This is a genomic window from Micromonospora sp. NPDC005710, from assembly GCF_040630995.1.
GTDB lineage: Bacteria > Actinomycetota > Actinomycetes > Mycobacteriales > Micromonosporaceae > Micromonospora.
In genome coordinates this window covers 415,959-439,378 of record NZ_JBEXYP010000003.1, presented here as the reverse complement: position 1 = coordinate 439,378, position 23,420 = coordinate 415,959, and the positions used below count along the sequence as shown (strand labels likewise).

The following is a 23,420-nucleotide window of genomic DNA, read 5'->3' as shown; positions in this document are numbered from 1 at the left end:
GCGGCCCGCCGCCGCCCGCGCGGACGGCGGCGGACCCGGTCAGAAGGCGCAGGCGATGACAAGCTCCGGGGTGCGGTCCGGGAGCAGGTCGAGTTTGCCGATCCGGCCCGCCGCCCGTAGGTCGTCGGCCACGAGCGTGAGCTGCTCCAGCAGCGCCGCCGGGCCGAGCGCCTCCGCCAACGGCACCTCCGCCTTCATCGACAGCTTCCGCTCCGACTTGGCCCGGCGCACCTGGCTCAACGCCTCACCGGCGAGCCGCAGCAGCGCCGGCTCACCCGACCCCTCGATCGTCCGGGCCACCTCGTACGTGGTGGGCCACGGCGCCTGGTGCACCGAGCCGTACCGCCACCAGGACCAGACCTCCTCGGTCACGTAGGGCAGCACCGGGGCGAACAACCGCAGCTGCACCGAGAGCGCCGCCGCCAACGCCGCCCGGGCGGAGTCGGCGCCCGCCCCGGTGCCGTAGGCGCGCTCCTTGACCAGCTCGATGTAGTCGTCGCAGAACCGCCAGAAGAACGCCTCGGTCACCTGCAACGCCGCAGTGTGGTCGTACGAGTCGAGGGCGGTGCTCGCGGCGGTGACCACGGTGGCCAGCTCGGCGAGCATGGCCCGGTCCAGTGGTGTTGTTGCCGACAGCTCCAGGTCGCGGCGCGGAGTCAGACGCGCCGAGCTGGAGTTGTCGTACGGGGAGCGCAGGGCGTCCGCCGCGCCCAGCCCGAGCGCGAACTTGGACGCGTTGAGCAGCTTGGTGGCCAGTCGTCGGCCGACCTTGATCTGCGCCGGGTCGAAGGCCAGGTCCATGCCGGGCTTGCCGCTGGCCGCCCAGTAGCGCACCGCGTCCGAGCCGTGCTGCTCCAACAGGGCCAGCGGGGTGACCACGTTTCCCTTGGACTTGGCCATCTTCTTGTGGTCGGGGTCGAGGATCCAGCCCGAGAGCACCGTGTCCCGCCAGGGCAACACGCCATGCTCGAAGTGCGAACGGACCACGCTGTCGAAGAGCCAGGTCCGGATGATCTCCTGCCCCTGCGGGCGGAGGTCCATCGGGAAGACCCGGGCGAACAGGTCCGGGTCGGTCTCCCAACCGCCGACGATCTGCGGGGTCAGCGACGAGGTGGCCCAGGTGTCCAGCACGTCCGGGTCGCCGATGAAACCGCCCGGTCGGCCGCGCTGCGACTCGTCGTAGCCGGGTGCCGGGTCGCTTGATGGATCGACTGGCAGCGCCGACTCGTCCGTCGTGAGAGGGTGGGACCAGTCCGGCTCGCCAGTGTCGTCGAGCCGGTACCACAGCGGCACGGGCACCCCGAAGAAGCGTTGGCGGCTGACCAGCCAGTCCCCGTTCAGGCCGCCCACCCAGTTGTCGTAGCGGTGTTTCATGTGCCCCGGCACCCAGTGCAACTGTTCGCCCCGGGCCAGCAGCGTGGCGCGCAGCGCCTCGTCCCGGCCGCCGTTGCGCAGATACCACTGTCGAGTCGACACGATCTCCAGTGGCCGGTCACCGCGTTCGTAGAACTTGACCGGGTGGGTGATCGGGCGCGGCTCGCCGATCAGGTCACCGGCGTCGGCCAGCAGCCCGACGATCTCCCGCCGGGCACCGTTGACCGTCTGCCCGGCCAGTGCCGCGTACGGCTGCGCCGGCACCCCGTGCGGCGGCTCGGGGAGCAGCCGACCGTCCCGGCCGATCACCACCCGGGTGTCCAGCCCCAGCTCACGCCACCAGGTCACGTCGGTCAGGTCACCGAACGTGCAGACCATCGCGACGCCGGTGCCCTTGCCGGGCTCGGCGAGGGGATGGGCGTACACCGGCACCTCGACGTCGAACAGCGGGCTGCGCACGGTGCCGCCCACCAGGTCGGCGTACCGCTCGTCGTCGGGGTGACAGACCAGCGCGACACAGGCCGGCAGCAGTTCGGGTCGGGTGGTGTCGATCAGCACCTCCCGCCCGTCGGCAGCGGCGAACCGCAACCGGTGGTACGCGCCGGGGCGTTCCCGGTCCTCCAACTCCGCCTGGGCGACAGCTGTGGCGAAGCCGACGTCCCAGAGGGTCGGCGCCTCCGACTGGTACGCCTCGCCGCGGCGCAGGTTGCGGACGAACGCCCGTTGGCTCGTGGTCCGCGCCATCCGGCCGATCGTCGTGTACGTCAGCGACCAGTCCACCGAGAGCCCCAGCCGCCGCCACAGAGCCTCGAAGGCCTGCTCGTCGGTGACCGTCAGCCGTTCGCACAGCTCGATGAAGTTCCGCCGGGAGATCGGGGTGGGGTCACGGCGGGCCGCGTCGTCGACCGGGGCCGCCGGTGGCCGCCACACCGGGTCGTACGGCAGCGACGGGTCGCAGCGCACCCCGTACACGTTCTGTGCCCGACGTTCGGTGGGCAGCCCGTTGTCGTCCCAGCCCATCGGGTAGAAGACGGTCCTGCCGCGCATCCGCTGGTACCTGGCGGTGGTGTCGGTGTGCGTGTACGAGAAGACGTGCCCCATGTGCAACTCGCCCGATACGGTCGGCGGCGGGGTGTCGATCGCGTAGACGTCCTTCCGCTCCTTCGAGCGGTCGAACGCGTACGTGCCGTCCTCCTGCCAGCGGCGTGCCCAGCTCTCCTCGAGCCCGTCCAGGGTGGGACGCTCGGGAACGCCGGCGCGGGCCGTCCTCGCCGTATCGGTCATTCTGCGATCGTAGGCACCTGCCGGGTGCGGGGCGACGTAGTTGCGGCCGAACACACCGGCAGCGAGGGCTTCGACGCCAGCCCTAGATCAACGAGTCGCGCCACTGGCGGTGTAGGGCGGCGTACCGACCGTCGGCCTCGGCCAGCACGGCGGGTGGGCCGTCCTCGACAACCTTTCCGCGGTCGATGACGAGCACCCGGTCGGCGGTCTCCACAGTGGAGAGCCGGTGCGCGATGACCAGTGCGGTGCGGTCCCGCAGGATGGTACCGAGTGCCCGCTGCACGAGACGTTCGGTCGGCACGTCGAGCGACGACGTCGCCTCGTCCAGGATGAGCACTGTCGGGTCGGCCAGGAACGCGCGGGCGAACGCGACAAGTTGGCGTTGCCCGGCGGAGAGTCGGCCGCCGCGTCGGTGCACCTGGGTGGCGTACCCCTCGGGTAGTGCGGCGATGAAGTCGTGCGCGCCTATCGCCTGCGCGGCGGCCTGGACGGCGGCGTCGTCGGCCGCCGGGCAACCGAACCTGATGTTGTCCGCGACGGTCCCGCTGAACAGGTGGTTCTCCTGCGTCACGAGGACCACCGAGCGGCGCAGGTCGGCGTCGCGGACGTCGCGCAGGTCGACCCCGTCCAACTGGACGGTGCCGGTGTCGGGGTCGTGGAAGCGGGCGACAAGCTTGGCGATGGTCGACTTGCCGGCCCCGGTCGGCCCGATCAGCGCCACGGTCTGCCCGGCCGGCACCGTCAACTCCAGCCCGCAGAGGATCGGGGTGTCGGCCCGGTAGCCGAAGCTGACCGCCCGGAAGACCACCTCACCCTGGCCGGGCCCGGTCGGCAGGGGCGTGGGCCGCGCCGGTTCGGCGACGGAGGGTCGTTCGTCGAGCACCCCGGCCAGCTTCTCCAACGCGGCGGTGGCCGACTGCAACGAGTTGTAGAACTGGCTCAGCTCCTGCATCGGCTCGAAGAAGCGGCGCAGGTAGAGCAGGAACGCGGCGAGCACGCCCACCTCGGTCCGCCCGCCGAGCACCCGCCAACCGCCGTAGCAGAGCACCACCGCCACTGTGACGTTGCCGATCAGTTTGATCGCGGGCGAGTACGTGGCGATCAGCCGGAACGCGTGCAGGCTGGTCCGTCGGTAGTCGTCGCCGAGCGCCACGAAGATCCGTTGGTTGCGGGGTTCCCGGCGGAACGCCTGCACGGCCCGGATGCCCCGCATCGACTCGACGAAGTGCACGATGACGAGCGCGATAGCGTCCCGGGTCCGTCGGTACGCGCTCGCCGACGACCGGGCGAACCAGCGGGAGAGCCAGAACAGGAACGGAAAGGCGAGCAGGGTCACCGCAGCCAGCGGCAGGTCCAGCCAGAGCAGGATGGCGGCCACCGACAGGATCGAGAGCCCGGCCAGCACCAGGCTGTCGATCCCACCGTCGACCAGTTCGGCTATCGAGTCCAGGTCGCTGGTGAGCCGGGAGACCATCCGGCCGGACGTGAACCGCTCGTGGAAACCCACCGACAGTCGTAGGAAGTGCCCGAACACCCGCTGCCGCAGGTCGAGGAGTACGGCCTGGCCGATCCGGGCGGAGACGGTGAGGAAGCCGCGGCGGGCCGCGTACTCCGTCACCGAGGCCACCGCGAACGCGCTGGCGACGGTGATCAGCGGGCCGGAGTCGCCGGCACGCAACGGGGGAATGGCCCGGTCGATTCCGATCATCACCAGGTACGGGCCGGCCATCGCGGAACCGTTCTGGACCAGCAGCAGGCCGACAGCCGCGGCGAGCCGCCTCCGGTGCGGGCGGACCAGGTCGCCCAGCAGGGTGCGGCTGAGCCGGCGTAGCCGGGCCACCGCCTCGGGGCTGGTGTCCTCGGCTCGACTGCGGTCGGCCTCCGGGTCGGTGGCGGTGCCGCGCCAGCGGACGAGTTCGGGTTCATCCTCCTCGGGCGGCGGGTCGGCCTGCTTCGGGGTGGTCACGAGCGCACCAACCCCCACCCGTCCGAAGGGGACGAACTCGGCCCGCTGGTCCCGGCCGGCGGTGGCTGGCCGGCGGGCGGCTCGGCGGCGAGCAGCGCCCGGTACGCCGGAACGGTGGCCAGCAGGTCGGAGTGCCGACCGGTCGCGGTGATCCGTCCGTCCTCCAGCAGGGCGACCCGGTCGGCCAGGGCGATCGTCGACGGCCGGTGCACCACGAGCAGCGCCGTGGTGTCGCGCAGGACCCGCCGCAGTGCCGCCTCGACCAGGGCCTCGGTGTGCACGTCCAGAGCGGAGAGGGGGTCGTCCAGCACCAGCACCGCCGGTCGGCCGAGCACGGCCCGCGCCAACGCCAGCCGTTGCCGTTGCCCGCCGGAGAGGGACAACCCCTGCTCGCCCACCCGGGTGGCCAACCCCCACGGCAGGTCGTACGCGAAGTCGGCCTGGGCCAACGCGAGGGCGGCGCGGACCTCGTCGTCACCGGCGTCCGGGCGACCCAGGGTGAGGTTCTCCCGCACCGACATGGAGAAGAGCGTGGGCTCCTCGAACGCGACCCCGACCAGCCGGCGCAGCGAGGCCAACCGCAGGTCGCGCAGGTCGTGCCCGTCGACTGTGATCCGGCCGGCGGTCACCTCGTGCAGTCGGGGCACCAGGGACAGCAGTGTGCTCTTGCCGCACCCGGTGGCACCGACCAGGGCCAGCGTCTCGCCCGGCTCGACGCTCAGGTCGATCTCGTGCAGCACCGCTTCGCCGGCCCCCGGGTACCTGAACGCGACCTGCTCGAAGCGCAGCCGACCCCGTACCGCGCCGGGCGGCAGCGTCACCGCGCCGGGAGAGTCCACGATCTGGGGTGGCGTGTCCAGCACCTCCTGGATCCGGTCGGCGGCGGTGGCCGCCTCCTGACCGTTGGCGATGATCCAACCCAGTGACTGCACCGGCCAGATGAGCATCAGTTGAAGGCTGACGAACGCCACCAACTCGCCGATGGTGAGCGCCCCGTGCGCGGCGGCGGCCGCCCCGGCCGCCAGCACCACACCCAGTGTCACGTTGGGCACCAGGTCGAGAAGCGCGGCGGTGTTCGCCAGCAACCGCCCCTTGCCGACGCCGGTGTCGTGCAACCGCCGGGCGGCACCGGCGAAGCTGGCGGTCAGCTCGGGCCCCCGCCCGTACGCCTTCATGGTGCGCAGACCCTGCGCGGTCTCCTCGACAAGCGTCGCCACGTCGCCCTGCTGGTCCTGCATCCGGCGGGACGCGGCGTGGTAGTGCCGGCCGAACCGACGACTGATCAGCAACAGCGGCACCGCGCTGGCCGCGACGAGCACCCCGAGGGCCGGGTGCAGGTTGATCAGCAGCGCCACCACCACCACGTACGTGGTCAGGTTGAGCACCAGGAAGAACACGCCGAACGAGAGGAACCGGCGGATCACCGACAGGTCGCTGGTGATCCGGGAGAGCAACTGGCCGGACTGCCAATGGTCGTGGAAGCTGGTCGCCAGCCGTTGCAGGTGGGCGTAGACGTCGGCGCGCAGCGCCGCCTCCATGCCCACCGCCGAGGACGACTGCACCCACCGGCGGATGAAGATGAGCACCGCCTCGACGACACCGAGCAGCAACGCCAGGACACCGAGTTGGACCAGCCCGGCCGGTTCGTGTCGGGCCACCGGGCCGTCCACGACCCGCTGCACGACAAGCGGGACGGCGATCCCGGCCGCGGTGCCGGCGAGCCCCGCGACGAGCAGCCAGACGAACTCGGCGGCGTACGGGCGCAGGTAGCGGCGCAGCCGCCAGAGGTTGTGCACGGAACGGGTGCCCGCGGCGGCCCGGGCGGCCGGGTCGCCGTCGCTCTCCACAGGCACTACCAGACGGTAGCGTCAATGCGTGTCGGTGCCCCTGTCAGCTTGTTGTCAAGCGTCGCTCATGACCGAGAAGCCACTTCTTCACCTCCAGGCCCCAGCGGTAGCCGCCGAGCGTGCCGTCGGTACGGAGCACCCGGTGGCAGGGCACGAAGAGGGCTGCCGCGTTTCGGGCGCAGGCGGCCGCGGCGGCCCGCACCGCAGGCGGCCGGCCGGCCAGCGCCGCGTACCCGGTGTAGGTGACGGGCGTGCCCGGTGGCACCTCGCGCAGCACCTGCCAGGCGTGCGCCATGAACTCACCGCCGGTGCGTTGACGCACCGGCACCGTGTCGATGGCGGTGAGGTCACCATCCAGGTAGGAGCGGACCGCGGTGCTGACCGGGCCGAGGTCGGCCCGCTCCCGTAGCGGTGCCCGCAGGGAGGGGTGGACCAGGGGCAGCAGCGCCGCCGGGTCCGCTGTGAAGCCGGCCGCCCGGACGTCACCGTCGGGGCCGGCGAGGATGCTCAGTGGGCCGGCCGGTGTCCGCAGTACGGTGCTGTCGATGTTCATGCCGCTCTCCAGAGTCTGATGGTGGCGTAGGACCGCCAGGGACGCCAACGCTCCGCGTACCTGTCGAGGGTCTTTTGGGTGTCGGGGAGGCCGAGCGCGGCGGCGCCGCGCCGGACCGCGAGGTCGGAGCTGAGCAGGATGTCCGGGTCGCCGAAGGCGCGCAGGGCCAGGTAGTCGGCCGTCCACGGGCCGATGCCGGGTAGCGCGAGCAGCCGCTGGACGGCGTCCTCCCGATCCACCCCGGCGGCAAGGTCGACAGAACCGTCCACCACGGCCCGAGCCAATCCCCGCAGCGCCTCCCGCCGCCCCACCGGCATCCCGAACCCCGAGTCCGGCACCCCCAGCAGTGCCTCCGGGCTCAAGAACCCCCGCAGCCCACCCACACCCCGTTGATCATGAGGTTGACCTGGAGTTCGATCTCCACCGGCCTCGTCAACCTCATGATCAACCCGGCTGGCGAGGAGGCGGGTCAGGGTTGTTCTCGCGGAGGTTATCGAGACCTGTTGGCCGATGATGGCGCGGACGGCCAGCTCGAACGCGTCGACCGACCGGGGCACGCGGATGCCAGGTTCGGCGGCGACCGCCGGGGCGAGCGCCGGGTCGGCGGCCAGCGTGGCGTCGATCGCCGCCGGGTCCGCGTCCAGGTCGAGCAACCGGCGGCAGCGGGCCACCGCCGGCGCCAGGTCCCGCAGGTCGGCGAGGCGCAACGTCGCCGCGACGTGCCCGTCCGCCGGGGTCAGCGCCACCTGGGCGGTGCCGTGCGGCAACCGCAGACCACGGTGGTACGTCCCGTCGCGGACCTCCTCCACGCCAGGCAACGCCCGCACCGCGAGGAAGTGCAGCAGCGCCCTGGCGTGCAACGGCGGGCGGTACGCCAGCCGGAGCGCGATGGTTCCCGCCCCGGCCGGCACCTGCTGGCGGCCGCGGGCCGTGCGCAGGTCCGACGGTGCGCTCGCGTACACCTCGCGAAGCGTGTCGTTGAACTGCCGCACGCTGCCGAAGCCGGCGGCGAACGCGATCTCGGCCATCGCCAGGTCGGTCGTCTCGATCAGGATCCGGGCGGTCTGGGCGCGTTGGGCCCGGGCCAGCGCGAGCGGCCCGGCGCCCATCTCGGCGTTCAGCATCCGGTGCAGGTGCCGTTCCGTGTAGCCCAGTCGGGAAGCCAGCCCCGGCACGCCGTCCCGGTCGACGACCCCGTCGGCGATCAGCCGCATCGCCCGGCCGACCACGTCCGCCCGGACGTCCCACAGCGGGGAGCCGGGCGCGGCGTCCGGCCGGCAGCGGCGGCAGGCGCGCAGCCCGGCACCCTGCGCGGCGGCGGCCGATGGGAAGAACCGGACGTTCTGCCGCTTCGGCGTGATCGCCGGGCAGGACGGCCGGCAGTAAATGCCGGTGGACGTCACACCGGTGTAGAACCAGCCGTCGAACCGCTGGTCACGGCTGTCCACGGCCCGGTAACACCGCTCGAAGTCCAACTCCATGTCACCGATGATGCCCCGCTCGACGGGTGATCGGCTGGCGGGAATCGGACCTGGGTGTTCCGGCGCGGAAGGACCGGTTCACCGGGGGCGTCGACGGCGCCGGTGCGGCTGACCAGACCCGGTGGGTAGGCCGGCGCGGTCCGGCTGCGCGGCGCGGTCCGGCTGCGCGGCGCGCGCCGGCTGGGCGGTGCGCGCCGGCTCAATGGCGCGGTTCGGCTGGCCGGTCAGCAGGGGCGAGCGGAACACGCCGTCCGGGTCGTACCGCTTCCACAGCCGACGGACCCGGGCCCCGGTCTCACCCGGGTAGATCCGCGCGAACGCCGCCGGGTCCGGTCGGCTCTCGAAGTTGACGTACGCGCCGTCGGCGCGTGCCCCGGCGGCCCGCCACGCGACGTTCAACGCGGTGTCGGCCTGCGGCGGGAACACCGAGGCGACGATCAGCGTGTCCTGGTGACGATGCGGGTACGCGGTCGCGTCGGCGGCGACGTCGTTGACCGCCCCACCCAACGAGCGGAGTTGGATCACGGCCCGCCCCGGCCCGGTCACCGCCCGCGTCACGGCCCGGGCCCCGGCGTCGTCAAGCGCCGTGAACAGACCGTTCGTGGTCGTGCCACGCTGCTGCCCGACGTTGGGGTTGAGGTGCGCGGTCGGCACCAGCGTCGGGTAGGGCAGCAGGTCGGTCCGGTGTTCGAGCACCTTGCCGATGGCGAGCAGCGGCTCCACCGCAGGCCGGGCCCGGCGCAGGCTCTCGGCGGCGACCACGGCGGTGATGGACATGAGGACCGATCGGCCCTCGACGAACACCACTGCGGCGGCGGACAACTCCCGTGGCGCCTGCGCGAGGTAGCTCGTCCACTCCCGGACGGTGCGGCCGTCCGGATGCGCCTCGACGACAAGCTGCGCGACACCGACGTTGCGCTGCTCGACCGCTTCGATCTCGAAGGCCACCACGATGCCCGCGCCGGCCCCGGCACCACGGACCAGCCAGAACAGCTCCGGCTCGTGGTCGGCGTCCGCGCGTACCAGCGTCCCGTCCGCCAGCACCACCTCGACGGCGCGGACCCGGTCGATGGTGAGGCCGTGGGCGCGGACCAGCCAGCCGACGCCGCCGCCGGTGGTCAGGCCGCCGACGCCGACGCCGCCGTAGTCACCCGAGCTGACCACCAGGCCGTACGGGGCCAGCGCCGTCGCGACGTTCGCCCAGCGGGCACCGGCCTCGACCCGGACCAGCCGGGCCCGCTCGTCGATCACCTGAACCCGGTTGAGCATGGAGAGGTCGACGACCACCCCACCGTTGTTCGACGAGACTCCGGAAAGGCCGTGCCCGCCGCTGCGGACCGCGATGGGCAGCCGCTGCTCCCGCGCGTAGCGGAGCGCGTCGACCACCTGCGCGGTGGTCTTCGGCAACAGGACGGCGGCGGGAGACGCCGACCTGGTGTACGTCGAGCGCAGCTGCGCGTACCGGCGGTCGCCGGGGGTGACGATCTGCCCCCGGAGGGAGTCGGGCACCCGGGCCAGGGCGGTGCTCATCGGTGCCCCGGCGGCTGAGGCCTCGGGTGTCCGGGATCGGTCATGGGCCAAGGATGAGCGGACGCGCCGGCCTCGACAAGTTCGGTGACCGGAGTCTCCCGGGTGTCACAGCTACCGGAGTCCCAGGTCATCGTGGCTGTCCTCGATCGGTGGGGTTTTCGGCCCGAAAGTGTCGGTCGTCCCGGGTAGCGTCCGGCCACCAATTGAAGAAGGGGTGCGGCGAATGACGAGCGTGGCGGGTTGGGCGGCGGCGTCGACACCGGGTGCGTTCCCGCCGCTGCCCCGCGCGGTGGCGCAGTCCTTCTACCGCCGGATGCGCGCCGTCGCGCCGGCCGCCGTGGGCGCCATCGAACGGGACCGGGCGGGCGACCCCGAGCACAGCTTCGCCGACACCGCGTGCGGCCGGTTGGCCGGCTCCCTGGACGACGCGGGCCTGCGGGCGCTCGGGATGTGGACGCATCACCGGTGCATGCGTTTCTACGACGACGACACGCGGGTCGGCCGGCGGTTGATCCGCGAGATCGCCGGCCGGCCGGGGCTGGGTTGGACTGTCGACGAGGTGCGGTGGATGCTGCGCGAGTCGGTCTCGGCCGGGCCGGCCGCCGCCGACCGGTTCACCCTGCCCCGAGCCGCCGCCGCGCAACTGCCCCCGGCCGACCGCCCGGCCCTCGGCCAGTGGCCCGACGCCGAGGTGCCCCGGCAACGGCGTCCGGGCCAGTCGCACTGATCGTGGGGTCGGCCCCGCACCGGGCGGGTCGGAGGTCGGCTGCGGCAGGATGGACGACGCACCGCCCCGACGGAAGGACGCTCCGACATGCCCGCCAGTGACCCGACGATCATCGCCACCAGCATGGGCTTCTTCCGGGGCGACCGCGGGCCCTACGACCTGCGACCCAGCCCGGTCTTCGAGCTGGCGGCCGAGCTGGCCGAGGCCGGTCCGCAGGCACGGGTCTGCTACCTCGGGCAGGCCGTCGGCGACCAGCCCACCTCGCTGACCGCCATCTACTCCGCGTTCGCCGACACCCGGTTCCGGCTGTCCCACCTCGCGCTGTTCCCGATGCCCAACGTCGAGGACGTCCGCGCCCACCTGCTCGCCCAGGACGTGATCTGGGTCGGCGGCGGCAGCGTGGCCAACCTGGTGGCGGTGTGGCGGGTGCACGGGCTCGACGAGATCCTGCACGAGTGCTGGCAGGCGGGCGTGGTGCTGGCCGGCGTGTCCGCCGGCTCGATCTGCTGGCATGTCGGCGGTGCCACCGACAGCTTCGGCCCCCGGCTGCGCGGCTTCACCGACGGTCTGGGTTGGCTGCCGTACGGCAACGGGGTGCACTACGACAGCGAGGGTCAGCGCCGCCCGCTCATGCACGAGCTGGTCGGCGACGGCACGCTCCCCACCAGCCACTGCACCGACGACGGCGTCGGCCTGGTCTACCAGGGCACCCAACTGGCCGAGGCGATCGCGGACCGCGAGGGCGTCTCGGCGTACGAGGTCAGCCGCGGCACCGATGGCAGCGTCCGGGAGGCGGTCATCGTCCCCCGCCTGCTCGTCTGAGGGTCACGCCTCGTCGACCGGCCGCCCACGTCGGAGCACGGCGTCGAAGACGTGGGCCAGCTCGGCGGCGTCCTCCCCGGCGTGGTGCGTGTGGGGCATGTCGTGCAGGCCCAGCTCGTGCTTGATCGTGCCCTGGCGGCTCCGGGCCCACTCGGTGCCGGTCAAGCCCATCCAGTAGCTGCGGAGATCCACACCAGAGCCGGTCGCGCCGAACGGGCTGTGACCGACGAAGCGGACGAAGTACCAGTGCACGAACATGCCGTCCCAGACGGCCGGGGCGGCGAGGAACACCGGACGACCGATTCGGCGCAGCCCGTCCACCCAGGCCGCCGCCGCGGACATCGCTTCCTGCGCGGTGGGCGCCTCCCGCAGCAGACGGTCCCGGTCCAGGCCGGAGACGGCAAGCGCCGCCGGCAGGTACTCGTCGGAGATGGGACGCAGCTCGCTGTAGAAGGTCAGGTCCGGCCGGCCGGCCACGGCCATACCCAGCGAGATCATGCTGTACGGCCCGGGGATCGGCCCGTCCGCCTCCACGTCGACGGCGATGTACAGCTCAGGCAACGTCGAGGTCATCCCACCTCCAGCAACGGACCGTCGAACCGCGAGATTAGCAACGTCGCCGAGGCCCGGCGGGGAGCGACGATCGGCCACCTGCGAGGGGCCGAATCGGAGCCGCCTGGACCGGCCCGGCCGGGACCGGCGTAAGCTGGCCCGTCGTGAGTCTCACCATCGGCATCGTCGGCCTGCCCAACGTCGGCAAGAGCACGCTTTTCAACGCGTTGACCAAGAACGACGTGCTGGCGGCGAACTACCCGTTCGCCACCATCGAGCCCAACGTCGGCGTGGTCGGGCTGCCCGACGAGCGGCTGGGCAAGCTGGCCGAGATCTTCTCCTCGCAGAAGGTGCTGCCGGCGCCGGTGTCGTTCGTCGACATCGCCGGCCTCGTCCGTGGCGCGTCGAAGGGGCAGGGCCGGGGCAACGCCTTCCTGGCCAACATCCGGGACGCCTCGGCGATCTGCCAGGTCGTCAGGGCCTTCTCCGACCCGAACGTGGTGCACGTCGACGGCAAGGTCTCCCCGGCCGACGACATCGAGACGATCAACACCGAGCTGATCCTCGCGGACCTGCAGACCCTGGACAAGGCGCTGCCCCGGTTGGAGAAGGAAGCCAAGCTCCGCAAGGACCGGGCCGCCGCTGTCGCCGCCGCGAAGGCCGCGATCGAGGTGCTCGACGGTGGCACCACCCTCTACTCAGGGGCCGCCGCCGCCAAGATCGAGTTGGAGCACCTGCGCGAGCTGCACCTGCTCACCACCAAGCCCTTCCTGTACGTCTTCAACGTCGACGAGGCCGAGCTGGCCAACGAGACGTTCCTCGACGAGCTGCGCGCCCTGGTCGCCCCCGCCGAGGCGATCTTCATGGACGCCAAGATCGAATCTGAGCTGGTGGACCTGCCCGAGGACGAGGCCCGCGAACTGCTCGAGTCGATCGGGCAGAACGAGCCCGGCCTCAACCAGCTCGTCCGGGTCGGCTTCCGCACCCTCGGCCTCCAGACGTACCTCACTGCCGGCCCCAAGGAAGCACGCGCCTGGACGGTCTCGGTCGGCGCCACCGCGCCGGAGGCCGCGGGTGTCATCCACAGCGACTTCCAGCGCGGCTTCATCAAGGCCGAGGTGGTCTCGTACCACGACCTGGTCGAGCACGGCTCCATGTCTTCGGCCAAGGCGGCGGGCAAGGTCCGCATCGAGGGCAAGGAGTACGTCATGCAGGACGGCGACGTCGTGGAGTTCCGCTTCAACGTCTGACGCAGGTCCGACGTCTGCTGCCCGGGCACATGGCGCAGGCATGGGAAGCCCGGTGGACGCCTCAGCCGACGAGGACCGGGGTTTCGGCGGTCAGCGGGGCCCCTCGACGAGAAGATCGACTCGGCTTCATTGAAGTCGTGGTGTCCCGACGGCTTCGACTACCCGGTATTCAGGAAGGCGAGTGGATCTAGGTCGATTGCGCCTCCCGGACCGATCTGCATGGTGGCCATGATCGCGGTCGATGTCGACAAGCGGCGGTAGGTTGACCGCATGACGGATCAGCTGCTCCGATCGTCGTTTGGTGCGGCAGCTACGGCGTACGCCGAGCACCGCCCGGACTACGCGCAGGCCGCGGTGCGGTGGGCGCTGGAGCCCGCGCCCGGTCTCCGCGTGCTCGACCTGGGCGCCGGCACCGGCAAGCTGTCCGCGACGCTGGGCGCTGTGGGCGCTGACGTCGTGGCGGTCGAACCCGATCCGGCGATGCTCGCCGAGCTACGCCGTGCGGTCCCGGCCGTCCGTGCCCTGTCGGGCAGCGCAGAGGCCATTCCGCTGCCGGACGGGTCTGTCGACGCCGTGGTGGCCGGCAACGCCCTGCACTGGTTCGACATGGCCGTGGCCGGGGCGGAGATCGCCCGGGTCCTCGCACCCGGCGGTGTCCTGGCCGGTCTCTGGAACATCATGGACGACCGGATCGACTGGGTTGCCGAGCTCGAACGGGTCAGCGGGAGTGCGGCCATCGGCCCGCGTGACACGTTGAGCAGTTGGCGCACGGCGACGGCGGACATGCTCGTTCCGAGCACCGGGCTCGACGCGCGGTTCGGGTCGGCGGAGCAGGTCGAGTTCCCCCACGGGCAGCGCCGTACCGCCGACTCGCTCGTCGCAACGCTCGCGACGCGGGCCGGGATGCTTGTCATGGCGGAAGAGGAGCGAGCGACCGCGCTCAGCCGGATCAGCGCCTTCCTCGGGAGCCGACCCGAAACGGCGCACGGTGAGTTCACTCTGCCCATGCTGACCGGCGTGCTGCGCGCCCGGCGGCGATAACCGATCAGCGACCGGTGGACCACAAAAGGTTCTAACGCCTCGCGGCGTCAGGGGCGGGCCGCCTTCATGCCTTGGACGACTGCGCATTCTGTGGCGAGCCACGGTCCAAGGTCGTCGATGAGGTCGCGGAGCACACCCGGATCTGGCGAGGGGGCGCGGCCGGGCCGACAGCGCCGCGACTACCGAGCAGGTGCGGCGTGAGGCGGCTCTCGTGCGTGGCTTGTACGGGCGGTGACTATGCAGGTGCCCTGCACCGACTGGTCGATCTGGTGCCGGCGATGCACGGTCTCACGGATCGGCGTGCAGCGCTCACCGAGATGGTGCCGGTGTATGGCGTGGCGTTGGGTTCGCTCCTGCCTGACCTGCTGTCCTGACGTTGCACGACGACGTCCATCGCGCGGTGGGCACGCCGTTGGGGATGGCTACCCGGCCGGGGTGTTGTACCGGTCGAGCGTCGCTTTGGAGGTCGAGGCGTCTTGGAAGATCAGCTCCCAGGGGCCAGTGTTGACGTCCATGTCTTTGCCGAAACCGACCCACTTCCCGGCGATCCGCCGGCCGGTGGGCTCCGCTAGCAACTGGATAGCGCCGTGATAGCGGGCGCCCCGGTAGTAGCCACCCGGGTCAGTCTGCTCCACCCACGTGCCGGTGATGACGCTGCCGTCCACGGTGAGGTCGAGCGACAGCGACGACGCGGCCGAACTCGGGAGGCTGCGGGCGGTCAGCCGATCGCCGTGCTGGATCACAACGACGAAGTGTTGCCCGGCGAACGACTCTTCCCGTCCACTGGAATGGTATTGGTACCGGCTGAGCCACACACCCTCGTATGACCCGTGGGCTGCAGCCGGCCGGTGTACGGGAGTCGGCGTGGCCAGGTTCGATATCGGCGACGCAAGGTCGTTTCTGCCGTGCTGGTCCTCGGCAGCGTGGCCACCTGGCATCTGCGCAAATCCGAGTAGCGAGATGGGCAAGCCTGTGACGACCTCCAGGGCGCGGGCGTAGACGGGACGCGGGGCGGCGATCGCCCCGGACTCCCACCGCTGAACGAGGCGCTTGTTGGCATCGTTCGGTTCGCCTGTGCGGTGGCCTGCGGCTTGAAGCGCGCGGGCGAAATCATCCTGACTCATCCTCATGCCGGCGCGGACCGCCCGGAGAGCAGCGTTGGGGCTCGTCATGCGGCTCACATTAGTTGACTGTCGTCTAAATGTCGCCCCCGGTGTGCCCGCTATGTCGCGCGCTAAGCCGTCGTGTCCAGCGACAGAAGGGCGGCATTCTGTGATGCATGCGTTCCTTGGCGAGAGGGCACAGGTGAGCGGTAGGCAGCGTGAGACAGGGTCCGGCCGGGGCGAGCAGGCACAGGCGGCCGAGCGGGAGGCGGCCAAACAGCGGCTTCTCGCGCAGGCGGAGGCGAATCGAATACCTGCCGAGGAGACGACTCGCGCGGTGCCCGATCGGCGGTGGCGTGATGAACGGTGATTCCCTGCCGATCGGGCGTCGGGTTGCCTACCTGCGGGCCCGGCGGAAGCTGTCGCAGCAGTCCTTCGCTGATCGTCTCGGGAAGTCGAAAAGTTGGGTGGACAAGGTCGAGCGCGGCGTCCGGTCCCTGGAGCGAGTGTCGACCATCAGGGACATTGCTGCTGTCCTGCGGGTCGACACCGCAGCTCTGCTCGGGCGTGATGCCCAATCCGTCGGAGCGGGCGAGCGAATCGAGGGCATCGCGCAGGTTCGGGCGGCGCTGTCGACGTACGAGATGGCGCTTGGCCCTTCGGCGGCGCGCCACGATGTCATGTCGTCTGATCGTCGCGCCCGGCAGGTCGAGCACGCCTGGACCACCTTTCAGCACGCGCGCTATCCGCAGGTGGTTGAGCTGTTGCCTTGGTTGTTGATCGATGTCCAGCGTGCGCATGCTCGGGACTCGGAGACTGACCGGATGGCGTTGGTGGAGGCGTACCGGTTGACGGCGTCGGTGCTGGTGAAGCTGGACGAGGCGAGCCTTGCCTGGTTGGCAGCCGACCGGGCCATGTCCGCCGCGATCGGAGATCGATTGCTGGTGGCTGCCGCGGCGGTGCAGCTTGGTCAGGTGCTGCGGGCGTCGTCGCGGGCGCGGTCGGTGATGCTGGCCGCCGCGTACCGGATTGCCCACGATGATGGCGATCAGGCCACGCCGCAGGAGTTGTCGTTGTGTGGGGCGCTGTTGATCCAGGCCGCGCTGGCGCCAGGGAGGCCCGGCGACGACCGCGCCGCTGTCGAGTTGCTGGACGAAGCTGCCGAGATGGCTGCTCGGGTCGGCGATGGACACGACCATCACCGGACCGCCTTCGGACCGACGGCGGTCGAGTTGGCGCGCGTTACCGCTGCCGTCGAGTTGGGCAACGGGCACGACGCGGTTGCCCTGCACGAGACGGCGACCATTCGAGAAGGGTGGCGGTGGCTGCCCGTCGAACACCGAGCCGCGCATCTGCTCGACGCGGCCCGTGCCTACCTACAGACCGACGACCCCGCCAACGCGGCCCGGGTTCTGGTGTGGGCCGACAGGATCGCGCCCGCCGAGGTGCGGTACCGGCCAGCGGCTCGGGACGTGGTCGCGCAGGCAGCCCGCGCGCCGGACGCGCCGACGACGATCACTGAACTCGCCGGCACGCTCGGCGTGGTGTGAGCATGACCGCTCGATGCATTGAATCCCGGAGATAATCCCTGGTAGCCGGTGCCGCCGCATCGGTGCTGATCGGTCTCGTGGTCGCGCTCGTCATCTGACCGTTTGAACTCGTGCGCTACTGCTCGGCCCAGGCGCCCAACTCGTTGCCGCTGGGGTCCGTGAAGTGGAACCGCCGGCCACCGGGGAACTCGTACGGCCCGTTCACCACCTGGCCTCCGGCGTCCTGCACGGCCTGCACTGACCGATCCAGGTCGTCGGAGTAGAGCAGCACGAGCGGGCCGCCCGCCCGCACGTCGCTGTCCAGGCGGAGGCCGCCCACCTCGGGCGCGGGGTCGCCGTGCGGGCTGCGGATGCCGGCGTACTCCGGCCCGTAGTCGGTGAACTGCCACCCGAACGCGTCGGAGTAGAAGCGCTTGGCGACGGCGAGGTCGGTGACAGTGAGCTCGATGTAGTCGATGGCGTGGTGTCGGTGCGGCGACGGTTCAGACATGGGCCGATCGTGCACCTCGGGTACGACGGAACCCCCGACACGCAACGAAAGGTTGCGCAATGGGCGCCGACTGTCGTAGGTTTGATGCAACCAAAGGTTGCGAAAGGTTGTGCACATGGAACAGGGAACGATCGAACGCGACATCCACGTCGACGCGTCCCCCGAGGTCGTCTTCGAGGTGGTCAGCCAACCCGAGCACATGCGGGAGTGGTGGCCCGACGACGCGAGGTTCGAGTCGGTCGCCGGCGCGCCCGGCGAGCTGGTGTGGCGCGACGCCGACACCGGTGAGACGAAGACAGTGGCGCTCGCCGTCGTCGACGTCGACCCGCCAAAGCGGTTCTCCTTCCGGTGGTGCTTCACCGAGCCGGACCGGGGCGGGCAGGCTCTGCTCGTCACCTTCGACCTGGTGCCCAGCGGCACGGGGACGCTGATCCGGATGACCGAGACCGGGTTCCGGGAGCTGGGTTGGGAGGTCGCCGTCCTGGAGGAGCAGTACCGCGACCACGAGAACGGTTGGAACCACTACATGCCCCGGCTGGGCGAGTACGTCACGCGGCTGGTCGCGACCCCGTGAGCCTCGTGGTCGACGACGAGTTGTGGTCGGCGATCGGCGACCCGATCCGACGTACGATGATCGATCTTCTTCTCTCCGACGGGCCGGGCACTGCCACCTCGTTGAGCAGGCAGCTACCCGTCACCCGGCAGGCCGTCTCGAAGCACCTGGCGGTCCTGGACCGGGTCGGGCTGATCCACGCCGAGCCGGCCGGTCGCGAGCGTCACTTCCAGGTGGACGAGGCGCAGCTCGCCCGCGCGGTCGCCCAGTTGTCGGCGGTCGGCTCCACCTGGGACGCCCGACTCCGCCGGATCAAGCGCATCGCCGAGACGATCGAACGTCACCGCACCAGCAACGGAGGAGACTGAAGACGGTCGACATCCTGGACCGGGTCGGCGTCCTCGCTCTGCGGGCCGACGTCTGGCGGGCACTGACAAACTCCCGATGGCGTCGCCCGACGACGTCCGGATCAGCGACGGGCAGTGACGTCGGTTCCGGTTGAACTGCTGGGGGATCGCGCGTTTCGCCGCAACATCGCGATCCCCCCGGCGGCCAGGCCGAGAGCCACGATCGTCACCGCGCAGAGCAGCAGCGTCGGACGCGCGCCGAAGGCGCTCACCAACGGCCCGCCCAGAATGGTGCCCAGGGGCACCGCCAGCACGAGGATGGCGCCGTTCGTGGCGAGCACCGCCGGGAGCTGAGCGGTCGACGTGCTGCGCTGGAACAGCGCCATCGAGGTGGACCGGTACGGCGCCCAGATCACCCCCGCGAGCGCGAAGGCCGGCAGCGACAGGCCGACCGGTGCGCCCAGGCCGAGGGGCAGCATGGCCACCCCGAACCCGATGACGATGCCGATGGTGGTGACCCGCATCGGCCAGTCGCGAAGGTGACCGGCGATCACACCCCCGACGAGGCCGCCGAGACCGAACGCCGTGTAGTAGACGCCGAACAGCGTCGCGGAACCGTGCAGGTCGTCGGTGACGTGGATGGGCATCGCCACGTAGACCGGTCCGAAGAGGAAGAAGAACCCGAGGCTCAACACCAGCAGGCCCAGCAGGCTGGGGTTCTGGCGGATCACCGCGAAACCGGCCGTCCGCGAGATGGTGCGCTCGGCCCGGCGGGCACCGCCGCTGACGGGAAGGGCGAAGCGGTACGTGAGGGCCAGCACCGCGAAGGTGGCGGCGTCGACTGCGATGACCCACACCGGGCTCACCCAGCCGATCAGGATGCCCGCCAGCGGTGGGCCGACGATGGTGGCGAATGCGGCGATGGTGGTGAGCAGGGCGTTCGCCGGCAGGTGATGCTGTGGTGGCAGCAGCTCGGCGATCAGGGTGAAGCGTCCGGCGGCACCCCACGAGTGCAGTAGCGCCGAGGTGGCGAGCAGGACGACGTACAGCCAGACGGTGAGCACACCGGTCAGGTGCGCGAGGGGGATCGCGGCGAGCGCACCGGCCCGCAGGATGGCGTCCCATCCGGCGAGTTGGGCACCGCTACGCCCACGCAGCAACCGGCCGAAGATGACGGTCCCGGCCGCGCTGGGCAGCGTGTACGCCGCCATGGCCAGCGCGATCCAGGTGCCACGCTGGCCGTGCGGGGCGAGTTGGTCGGCGAGCCAGCTCACCGTGACGACCCCCAGACCGTCCCCCAACGCCGAGACCGCGAGCCCGGGTAGGACGCGTCGGAGCCGAGGGTGACTGACCACCGGCCAGTACGGAGAGGAGCGCGGGAATCGGGCGGCGTCCGTCATGGAGTCAGCTCACCCGGCGCGGGACCTGCGGATCAACAACCTACTGCTGGCAGCAGATTCAGCCGAGGGCGAAGGGCTCGAATCACCGGCCTCGTCCACCACGAGAGGACGGCCCGCGCGCCGGTCCGCTCCCGCCGACGGAAGTCGACTCCGGTTCCGTGGAGGCGGGGGTCAAGGCTGCCTCGACACCCCAGGCTCCCGGAACCGGAGTCGACCGACCGCCGCTACTCCGCCCGGTAGACGGAGATGTGCGACGGGCTGTCGGCCTGGAACGGTCGTCGGTGCCAGTCGGCGTACCGCTCGGTGAGCCGGAGCCCTGCCTGCCGTGCCATCTCGTCGATCTGGTGCGGCCAGGCGTACCGCATGGCGAACGGCTTCAGGTGCACACCGTCCGCGTCGAACGTGATGGTCTGCCGGATGAACCGCTGCGCCGGCCGGTCGTACCGGTGCAGTCGGATCGTCGCGGAGTCCTCGGTGACCTCCCGTACCTGCACCTGCTCGTCCGCGTCGAAGTCCCGCGGGTCGGGCACGAACGTCTCGACGACGAACGCCCCGCCGGGCGACAGCACCCGGGCGACGTTGCGGAAGCAGTCCGCCTGCCGCTCGGCGTCCACCAGGTTGAACAGGGTGTTGAAGACCAGGTACGCGAGTCGGAACTCGCCGGCCACCGGTACGTCCGCCATGTCGGCGACGACCACCGGGATCTGGTCGCCTCCGGGTTTCGCCCGCAGGTGCGCGAGCATCTCCTCGGACGCCTCGACGCCGTGCACGGCGAGGCCGCGTTCGGCCAGCGGCAGCGCGACCCGGCCGGTGCCGATCGCCAGTTCGAGAACCGGGCCGCCGTTGGCCAGTTCGGCCAGGAAGTCCACTGCTGGGGCGGGGTCGGGGTTGCCGGGGCCGTCGTAGTCGGCGGCCCAGAGGCGGCCGAACAGGCCGGGATCGTCGAAGACCGACATCAGCGGCCTCCGGGGTGGGGGTCAGTGGCGCCCAACAGCGCCAGGGGAACGGGAATGCTCACGAAGTCTCGATTCCTCGGGTCGGATGACTGCGGGTTCGGGGGACCTCGTCGTGTTGGGCATGGTGGCTGCTCCCTTCGCGCGGCTGTCGACTCAGGACATCAGAGACGCCGTGGGCCCGGCAAGGCGATTACGCCAGCCGGGCCCACGACGGGACGTGCGGTCAGGAGATGTGGTGCAGGATCACGTTGTGGACGTGGTGGCTCTTCTGCGCGCCACGGAACTCCACCTCGTAGGTGTGCGTACCGACGTGGATGGCGATGGCGCCGGTGGAGAAGAACGACCCACCCCACGACTTGTTGCTGACCACACTCACGCTGGTGATCTTCGAGTACGGGATGCTGGTGATCGCGAACCGCTTCCCGACGAACGAGCGGTCCTGGATGATCACGCGGCGGTCGGTCAGCCCGATGAACCCGGTGCCGGTGCCGACGGCGTCGTAGACGGCGATGATCTGCTCGCCTTCGAGGAGGCCACTTTCGATCTGCTGGACCTGCTCTTTGCGGTCGTACGCGATGTTCGCCATGCGATCCAGGCTAGAAAGCCAGTGCCACCGTGCCGTCGTCCGGCCGTGTCCTACACCTGGAACAGTCGATGGCGCGCGTCATCGGGGGTTGGCGTCGGTCGCGGCAGCGACGAACTCGCGTACCCGGGTGGTGGTGTTGCTGGGCAGCCAGACCGGCCCGCGTTCGATCGGTGGCGCGTCGTGGATGGGCACGTACGCCACGTCGGGGCGCGGGTAGTAGCGCCGCGTGTGCTCGCCCACCGGCAGGACACCTCGGCCCAGCGCGACCAGGGACAGCATCTCGGAGAAGGTGTTCCCGGCAGGTCCCTTCGGCACCGGCCGGCCGGACGGGGTGCGCTCCGGGGTGCGGTCCCGCTTGAACTCCACCGAGGTCACGGTCGGGTACTGCACCACCGGGTGGTCGGCGAGCACCTCCACCGACACCGACCGCTCCCGGCTGAGCGGGTGACCCGCCGCCACCGCCAGCACCCGCCCCTCGGAGAGCAGCGCCGGGCCGGTGGCCATGCCGTCGAACGGGTACGAGGCGATCAACACGTCAGTAGAGCCGTCGAGCAGCCCCGAGCGGGTGGTGGACAACTGTGCCTCGTGCACCTCCACCCGGCAGTCGGGGTGCCGTTCACCGAACAGGGCTACCGCCCGGAGCAGCACCGGCGCGGTCCACTCGCCGAGGAACGCCACCCGCAGTGTCCCGGTCACGCCCCGAGCGGAGTCGGTCGCGCGGCGCACGGCGTCGTCCATCGCGGCGACCAGCGGAGCCAGTTCGTCGGCGAGCTGCCGGCCGATCGCAGTGAGCCGGACGACCCGACTGGTACGCGCGAACAGCGGTGCGCCGATCCGGCGTTCCAGCTTCTTCACGATGTGGCTGACCCGGCCGGTGCTGACTGTCAACCGCTCGGCGGTCCGGCCGAAGTGCAGTTCCTCCGCGAGCGTCAGGAACGTCTCGACCTCGTACCGCTCCAGCACACCGTTCCCATCGTTGACCTGTGGGCAACGATCGTAGCGGGATCAGGTCTTGGTCGGCGTCCCTCGTCCGGGGATCGTGAACGGCAGTGCACACCTGACGAAAGGCTGCGACATGAGCATCGACAACGACCAGGCAGACCTGAGCGCGGTACGGGTGACCGGCTTCGACCACCTGGTGCTGACCGTCGCCGACGTGGAGCGCTCCCTGGCCTTCTACTGCGGCCAGCTCGGGCTGCCGCCGGTCCGGGTCGAGCAGTGGCGGGCCGGAGAGGTGCCGTTCCCGTCGGTGCGGGTGAGCGCCGGGTGCATCATCGACCTCGTCCGGGGCGACCGGCAGGGCACGAACGTCGACCACTTCTGCCTCGTGGTGGCACCACTGGACTGGGAGCGGGTGGTCGAGTCGGGGGTCTTCACGGTGCTGACCGGGCCGGTGGACAGGTTCGGTGCCCGCGGCTCGGCGACCTCGATCTATGTCAGCGACCCGGACGGCAATGTGGTGGAGTTGCGCTGGTACCCGCAGGACGTCGAGGACGACGCCTGAGCCACGGACGCGCGGGAGCGTCAGGACTCGGTGACCGCCCGGTACGCGTCCTCGATGCGGGCGGCCAGCAGGACCTCGCCCTCGGTCAGGGGCTCGCCGCTGCCGTGCCCCACCCGGATCTGGGTGCTGTCGGCCCGGCGGCTGATCTCGGGTCGCAGGTGCAGCGCATCCGCGACGACCTTGACCCGTTCAGTTAGTGCGGCGTGTTGGGTATCGTCGATCACGAGCGTCCGTCGGATCTGCTCGCCGTCGCGTGTCCAACCAGATAGCAAGGTCAACGCGTCGGAAAGGTAGTCGTGCTTGGCCCTGCTGTTGAACAGCACGCGCATCACCGCACCCCCCAAGCGCCGTTGCCGGCTTGTGGCCAAATCGTCGCCATCCCGTGTCTTGTCGGTGTCCCCTAGTCTCCCGCTGCTCGGAGGGGGTGTCCACGCCCACACTTCCGTGTCTTGTTGGCCTAGCGGACGGCTTCGGTACCCAAACCGCCGATTGATCTGGCACCCT

The 23,420-nt window shown here is 71.0% G+C and carries 22 protein-coding genes and 1 pseudogene; 9 read left to right on the top strand and 14 right to left on the bottom strand.

The window, feature by feature from the left end; translation table 11 throughout:
• Window positions 1–39 precede the first annotated feature (39 nt).
• The 6 genes from valS to ABZ406_RS06430 form a co-directional block, all read right to left on the bottom strand.
• Window positions 40–2,658, bottom strand: a complete 2,619-nt coding sequence (gene valS / locus ABZ406_RS06455; RefSeq protein WP_357756272.1) for a valine--tRNA ligase — start codon at window positions 2,656–2,658, stop codon at window positions 40–42.
• An 82-nt stretch (window positions 2,659–2,740) separates the two neighbouring features.
• Window positions 2,741–4,624: an ABC transporter ATP-binding protein gene (locus tag ABZ406_RS06450; protein WP_357756271.1), complete on the bottom strand. Its 1,884-nt coding sequence runs from the start codon at window positions 4,622–4,624 to the stop codon at window positions 2,741–2,743.
• A complete protein-coding gene (locus ABZ406_RS06445; protein ID WP_357756270.1) occupies window positions 4,621–6,477 on the bottom strand; it encodes an ABC transporter ATP-binding protein in 1,857 nt (618 codons plus the stop codon). The genes ABZ406_RS06450 and ABZ406_RS06445 overlap by 4 nt, the downstream gene beginning before the upstream one ends.
• A 37-nt stretch (window positions 6,478–6,514) precedes the next feature.
• Entirely contained in the window at window positions 6,515–7,024 is a 510-nt protein-coding gene (locus tag ABZ406_RS06440; protein ID WP_357756269.1) for a methylated-DNA--[protein]-cysteine S-methyltransferase, read from the bottom strand.
• Window positions 7,021–8,505 carry an AlkA N-terminal domain-containing protein gene (locus ABZ406_RS06435; protein WP_357756268.1) on the bottom strand — a complete coding sequence of 495 codons (1,485 nt, stop codon included), beginning with the start codon at window positions 8,503–8,505 and terminating at the stop codon, window positions 7,021–7,023. Before ABZ406_RS06435 ends, ABZ406_RS06440 begins: the two co-directional genes overlap by 4 nt.
• Window positions 8,506–8,583: 78 nt before the next feature.
• Window positions 8,584–10,035, bottom strand: coding sequence for an FAD-binding oxidoreductase (locus tag ABZ406_RS06430; RefSeq protein WP_357756267.1), 1,452 nt, complete (start codon window positions 10,033–10,035; stop codon window positions 8,584–8,586).
• A gap of 223 nt (window positions 10,036–10,258) precedes the next feature.
• On the opposite strand from ABZ406_RS06430, the gene ABZ406_RS06425 reads away from it, so the two are divergent.
• Window positions 10,259–10,762 carry a hypothetical protein gene (locus ABZ406_RS06425; RefSeq protein WP_357756266.1) on the top strand — a complete coding sequence of 168 codons (504 nt, stop codon included), beginning with the start codon at window positions 10,259–10,261 and terminating at the stop codon, window positions 10,760–10,762.
• An 87-nt stretch (window positions 10,763–10,849) separates the two neighbouring features.
• Entirely contained in the window at window positions 10,850–11,584 is a 735-nt protein-coding gene (locus ABZ406_RS06420; protein WP_357756265.1) for a peptidase E, read from the top strand.
• Between the two features lie 3 nt (window positions 11,585–11,587).
• On the opposite strand, the gene ABZ406_RS06415 is transcribed toward ABZ406_RS06420, so the two are convergent.
• Window positions 11,588–12,157 carry an exonuclease gene (locus ABZ406_RS06415; RefSeq protein ID WP_357756264.1) on the bottom strand — a complete coding sequence of 190 codons (570 nt, stop codon included), beginning with the start codon at window positions 12,155–12,157 and terminating at the stop codon, window positions 11,588–11,590.
• A 143-nt stretch (window positions 12,158–12,300) separates the two neighbouring features.
• Between ABZ406_RS06415 and ychF the strand changes: the two genes are divergently transcribed.
• The 3 genes and pseudogenes from ychF to ABZ406_RS06400 all read left to right on the top strand — a co-directional run.
• Complete coding sequence (gene ychF, locus ABZ406_RS06410; protein ID WP_357756263.1) at window positions 12,301–13,386, top strand: redox-regulated ATPase YchF; 1,086 nt, start codon at window positions 12,301–12,303, stop codon at window positions 13,384–13,386.
• 270 nt (window positions 13,387–13,656) lie between these two features.
• A complete protein-coding gene (locus tag ABZ406_RS06405; protein WP_357756262.1) occupies window positions 13,657–14,427 on the top strand; it encodes a class I SAM-dependent methyltransferase in 771 nt (256 codons plus the stop codon).
• A gap of 184 nt (window positions 14,428–14,611) precedes the next feature.
• Window positions 14,612–14,783: pseudogene (locus ABZ406_RS06400) on the top strand (XRE family transcriptional regulator); the annotation flags it as partial.
• Between the two features lie 66 nt (window positions 14,784–14,849).
• Here ABZ406_RS06400 and ABZ406_RS06395 read toward each other — a convergent pair.
• Window positions 14,850–15,608 carry an XRE family transcriptional regulator gene (locus ABZ406_RS06395; protein WP_357756261.1) on the bottom strand — a complete coding sequence of 253 codons (759 nt, stop codon included), beginning with the start codon at window positions 15,606–15,608 and terminating at the stop codon, window positions 14,850–14,852.
• A gap of 281 nt (window positions 15,609–15,889) precedes the next feature.
• Here ABZ406_RS06395 and ABZ406_RS06390 point away from each other — a divergent pair, with 281 nt between their 5' ends.
• Complete coding sequence (locus ABZ406_RS06390; protein WP_357756260.1) at window positions 15,890–17,080, top strand: helix-turn-helix domain-containing protein; 1,191 nt, start codon at window positions 15,890–15,892, stop codon at window positions 17,078–17,080.
• A gap of 115 nt (window positions 17,081–17,195) precedes the next feature.
• Here the strand turns inward: ABZ406_RS06390 and ABZ406_RS06385 are convergent, their stop codons facing one another.
• The gene (locus tag ABZ406_RS06385; protein WP_357756259.1) at window positions 17,196–17,570 is read right to left on the bottom strand and encodes a VOC family protein; all 375 of its coding nucleotides are present in this window, start codon (window positions 17,568–17,570) and stop codon (window positions 17,196–17,198) included.
• Between the two features lie 115 nt (window positions 17,571–17,685).
• Here ABZ406_RS06385 and ABZ406_RS06380 point away from each other — a divergent pair, with 115 nt between their 5' ends.
• Together ABZ406_RS06380 and ABZ406_RS06375 are read left to right on the top strand one after the other, a co-directional pair.
• Complete coding sequence (locus ABZ406_RS06380; RefSeq protein ID WP_357756258.1) at window positions 17,686–18,144, top strand: SRPBCC domain-containing protein; 459 nt, start codon at window positions 17,686–17,688, stop codon at window positions 18,142–18,144.
• The gene (locus ABZ406_RS06375; RefSeq protein ID WP_357756257.1) at window positions 18,141–18,491 is read left to right on the top strand and encodes a metalloregulator ArsR/SmtB family transcription factor; all 351 of its coding nucleotides are present in this window, start codon (window positions 18,141–18,143) and stop codon (window positions 18,489–18,491) included. Before ABZ406_RS06380 ends, ABZ406_RS06375 begins: the two co-directional genes overlap by 4 nt.
• Window positions 18,492–18,592: 101 nt before the next feature.
• Here ABZ406_RS06375 and ABZ406_RS06370 read toward each other — a convergent pair whose 3' ends face one another.
• The 4 genes from ABZ406_RS06370 to ABZ406_RS06355 all read right to left on the bottom strand — a co-directional run bounded on the left by ABZ406_RS06370 (window position 18,593) and on the right by ABZ406_RS06355 (window position 22,375).
• Window positions 18,593–19,870: an MFS transporter gene (locus ABZ406_RS06370; RefSeq protein ID WP_357756256.1), complete on the bottom strand. Its 1,278-nt coding sequence runs from the start codon at window positions 19,868–19,870 to the stop codon at window positions 18,593–18,595.
• Window positions 19,871–20,094: 224 nt separating this feature from the next.
• Entirely contained in the window at window positions 20,095–20,826 is a 732-nt protein-coding gene (locus ABZ406_RS06365) for a class I SAM-dependent methyltransferase (protein ID WP_357756255.1), read from the bottom strand.
• Between the two features lie 223 nt (window positions 20,827–21,049).
• Window positions 21,050–21,412, bottom strand: coding sequence for a PH domain-containing protein (locus ABZ406_RS06360; protein ID WP_030337500.1), 363 nt, complete (start codon window positions 21,410–21,412; stop codon window positions 21,050–21,052).
• A 78-nt stretch (window positions 21,413–21,490) separates the two neighbouring features.
• Window positions 21,491–22,375: a LysR family transcriptional regulator gene (locus ABZ406_RS06355; RefSeq protein WP_357756254.1), complete on the bottom strand. Its 885-nt coding sequence runs from the start codon at window positions 22,373–22,375 to the stop codon at window positions 21,491–21,493.
• Between the two features lie 112 nt (window positions 22,376–22,487).
• On the opposite strand from ABZ406_RS06355, the gene ABZ406_RS06350 reads away from it, so the two are divergent.
• Window positions 22,488–22,916, top strand: coding sequence for a VOC family protein (locus tag ABZ406_RS06350; protein WP_357756253.1), 429 nt, complete (start codon window positions 22,488–22,490; stop codon window positions 22,914–22,916).
• A gap of 20 nt (window positions 22,917–22,936) precedes the next feature.
• On the opposite strand, the gene ABZ406_RS06345 is transcribed toward ABZ406_RS06350, so the two are convergent.
• A complete protein-coding gene (locus ABZ406_RS06345; RefSeq protein ID WP_357756252.1) occupies window positions 22,937–23,245 on the bottom strand; it encodes a 4a-hydroxytetrahydrobiopterin dehydratase in 309 nt (102 codons plus the stop codon).
• Window positions 23,246–23,420: the final 175 nt, after the last annotated feature.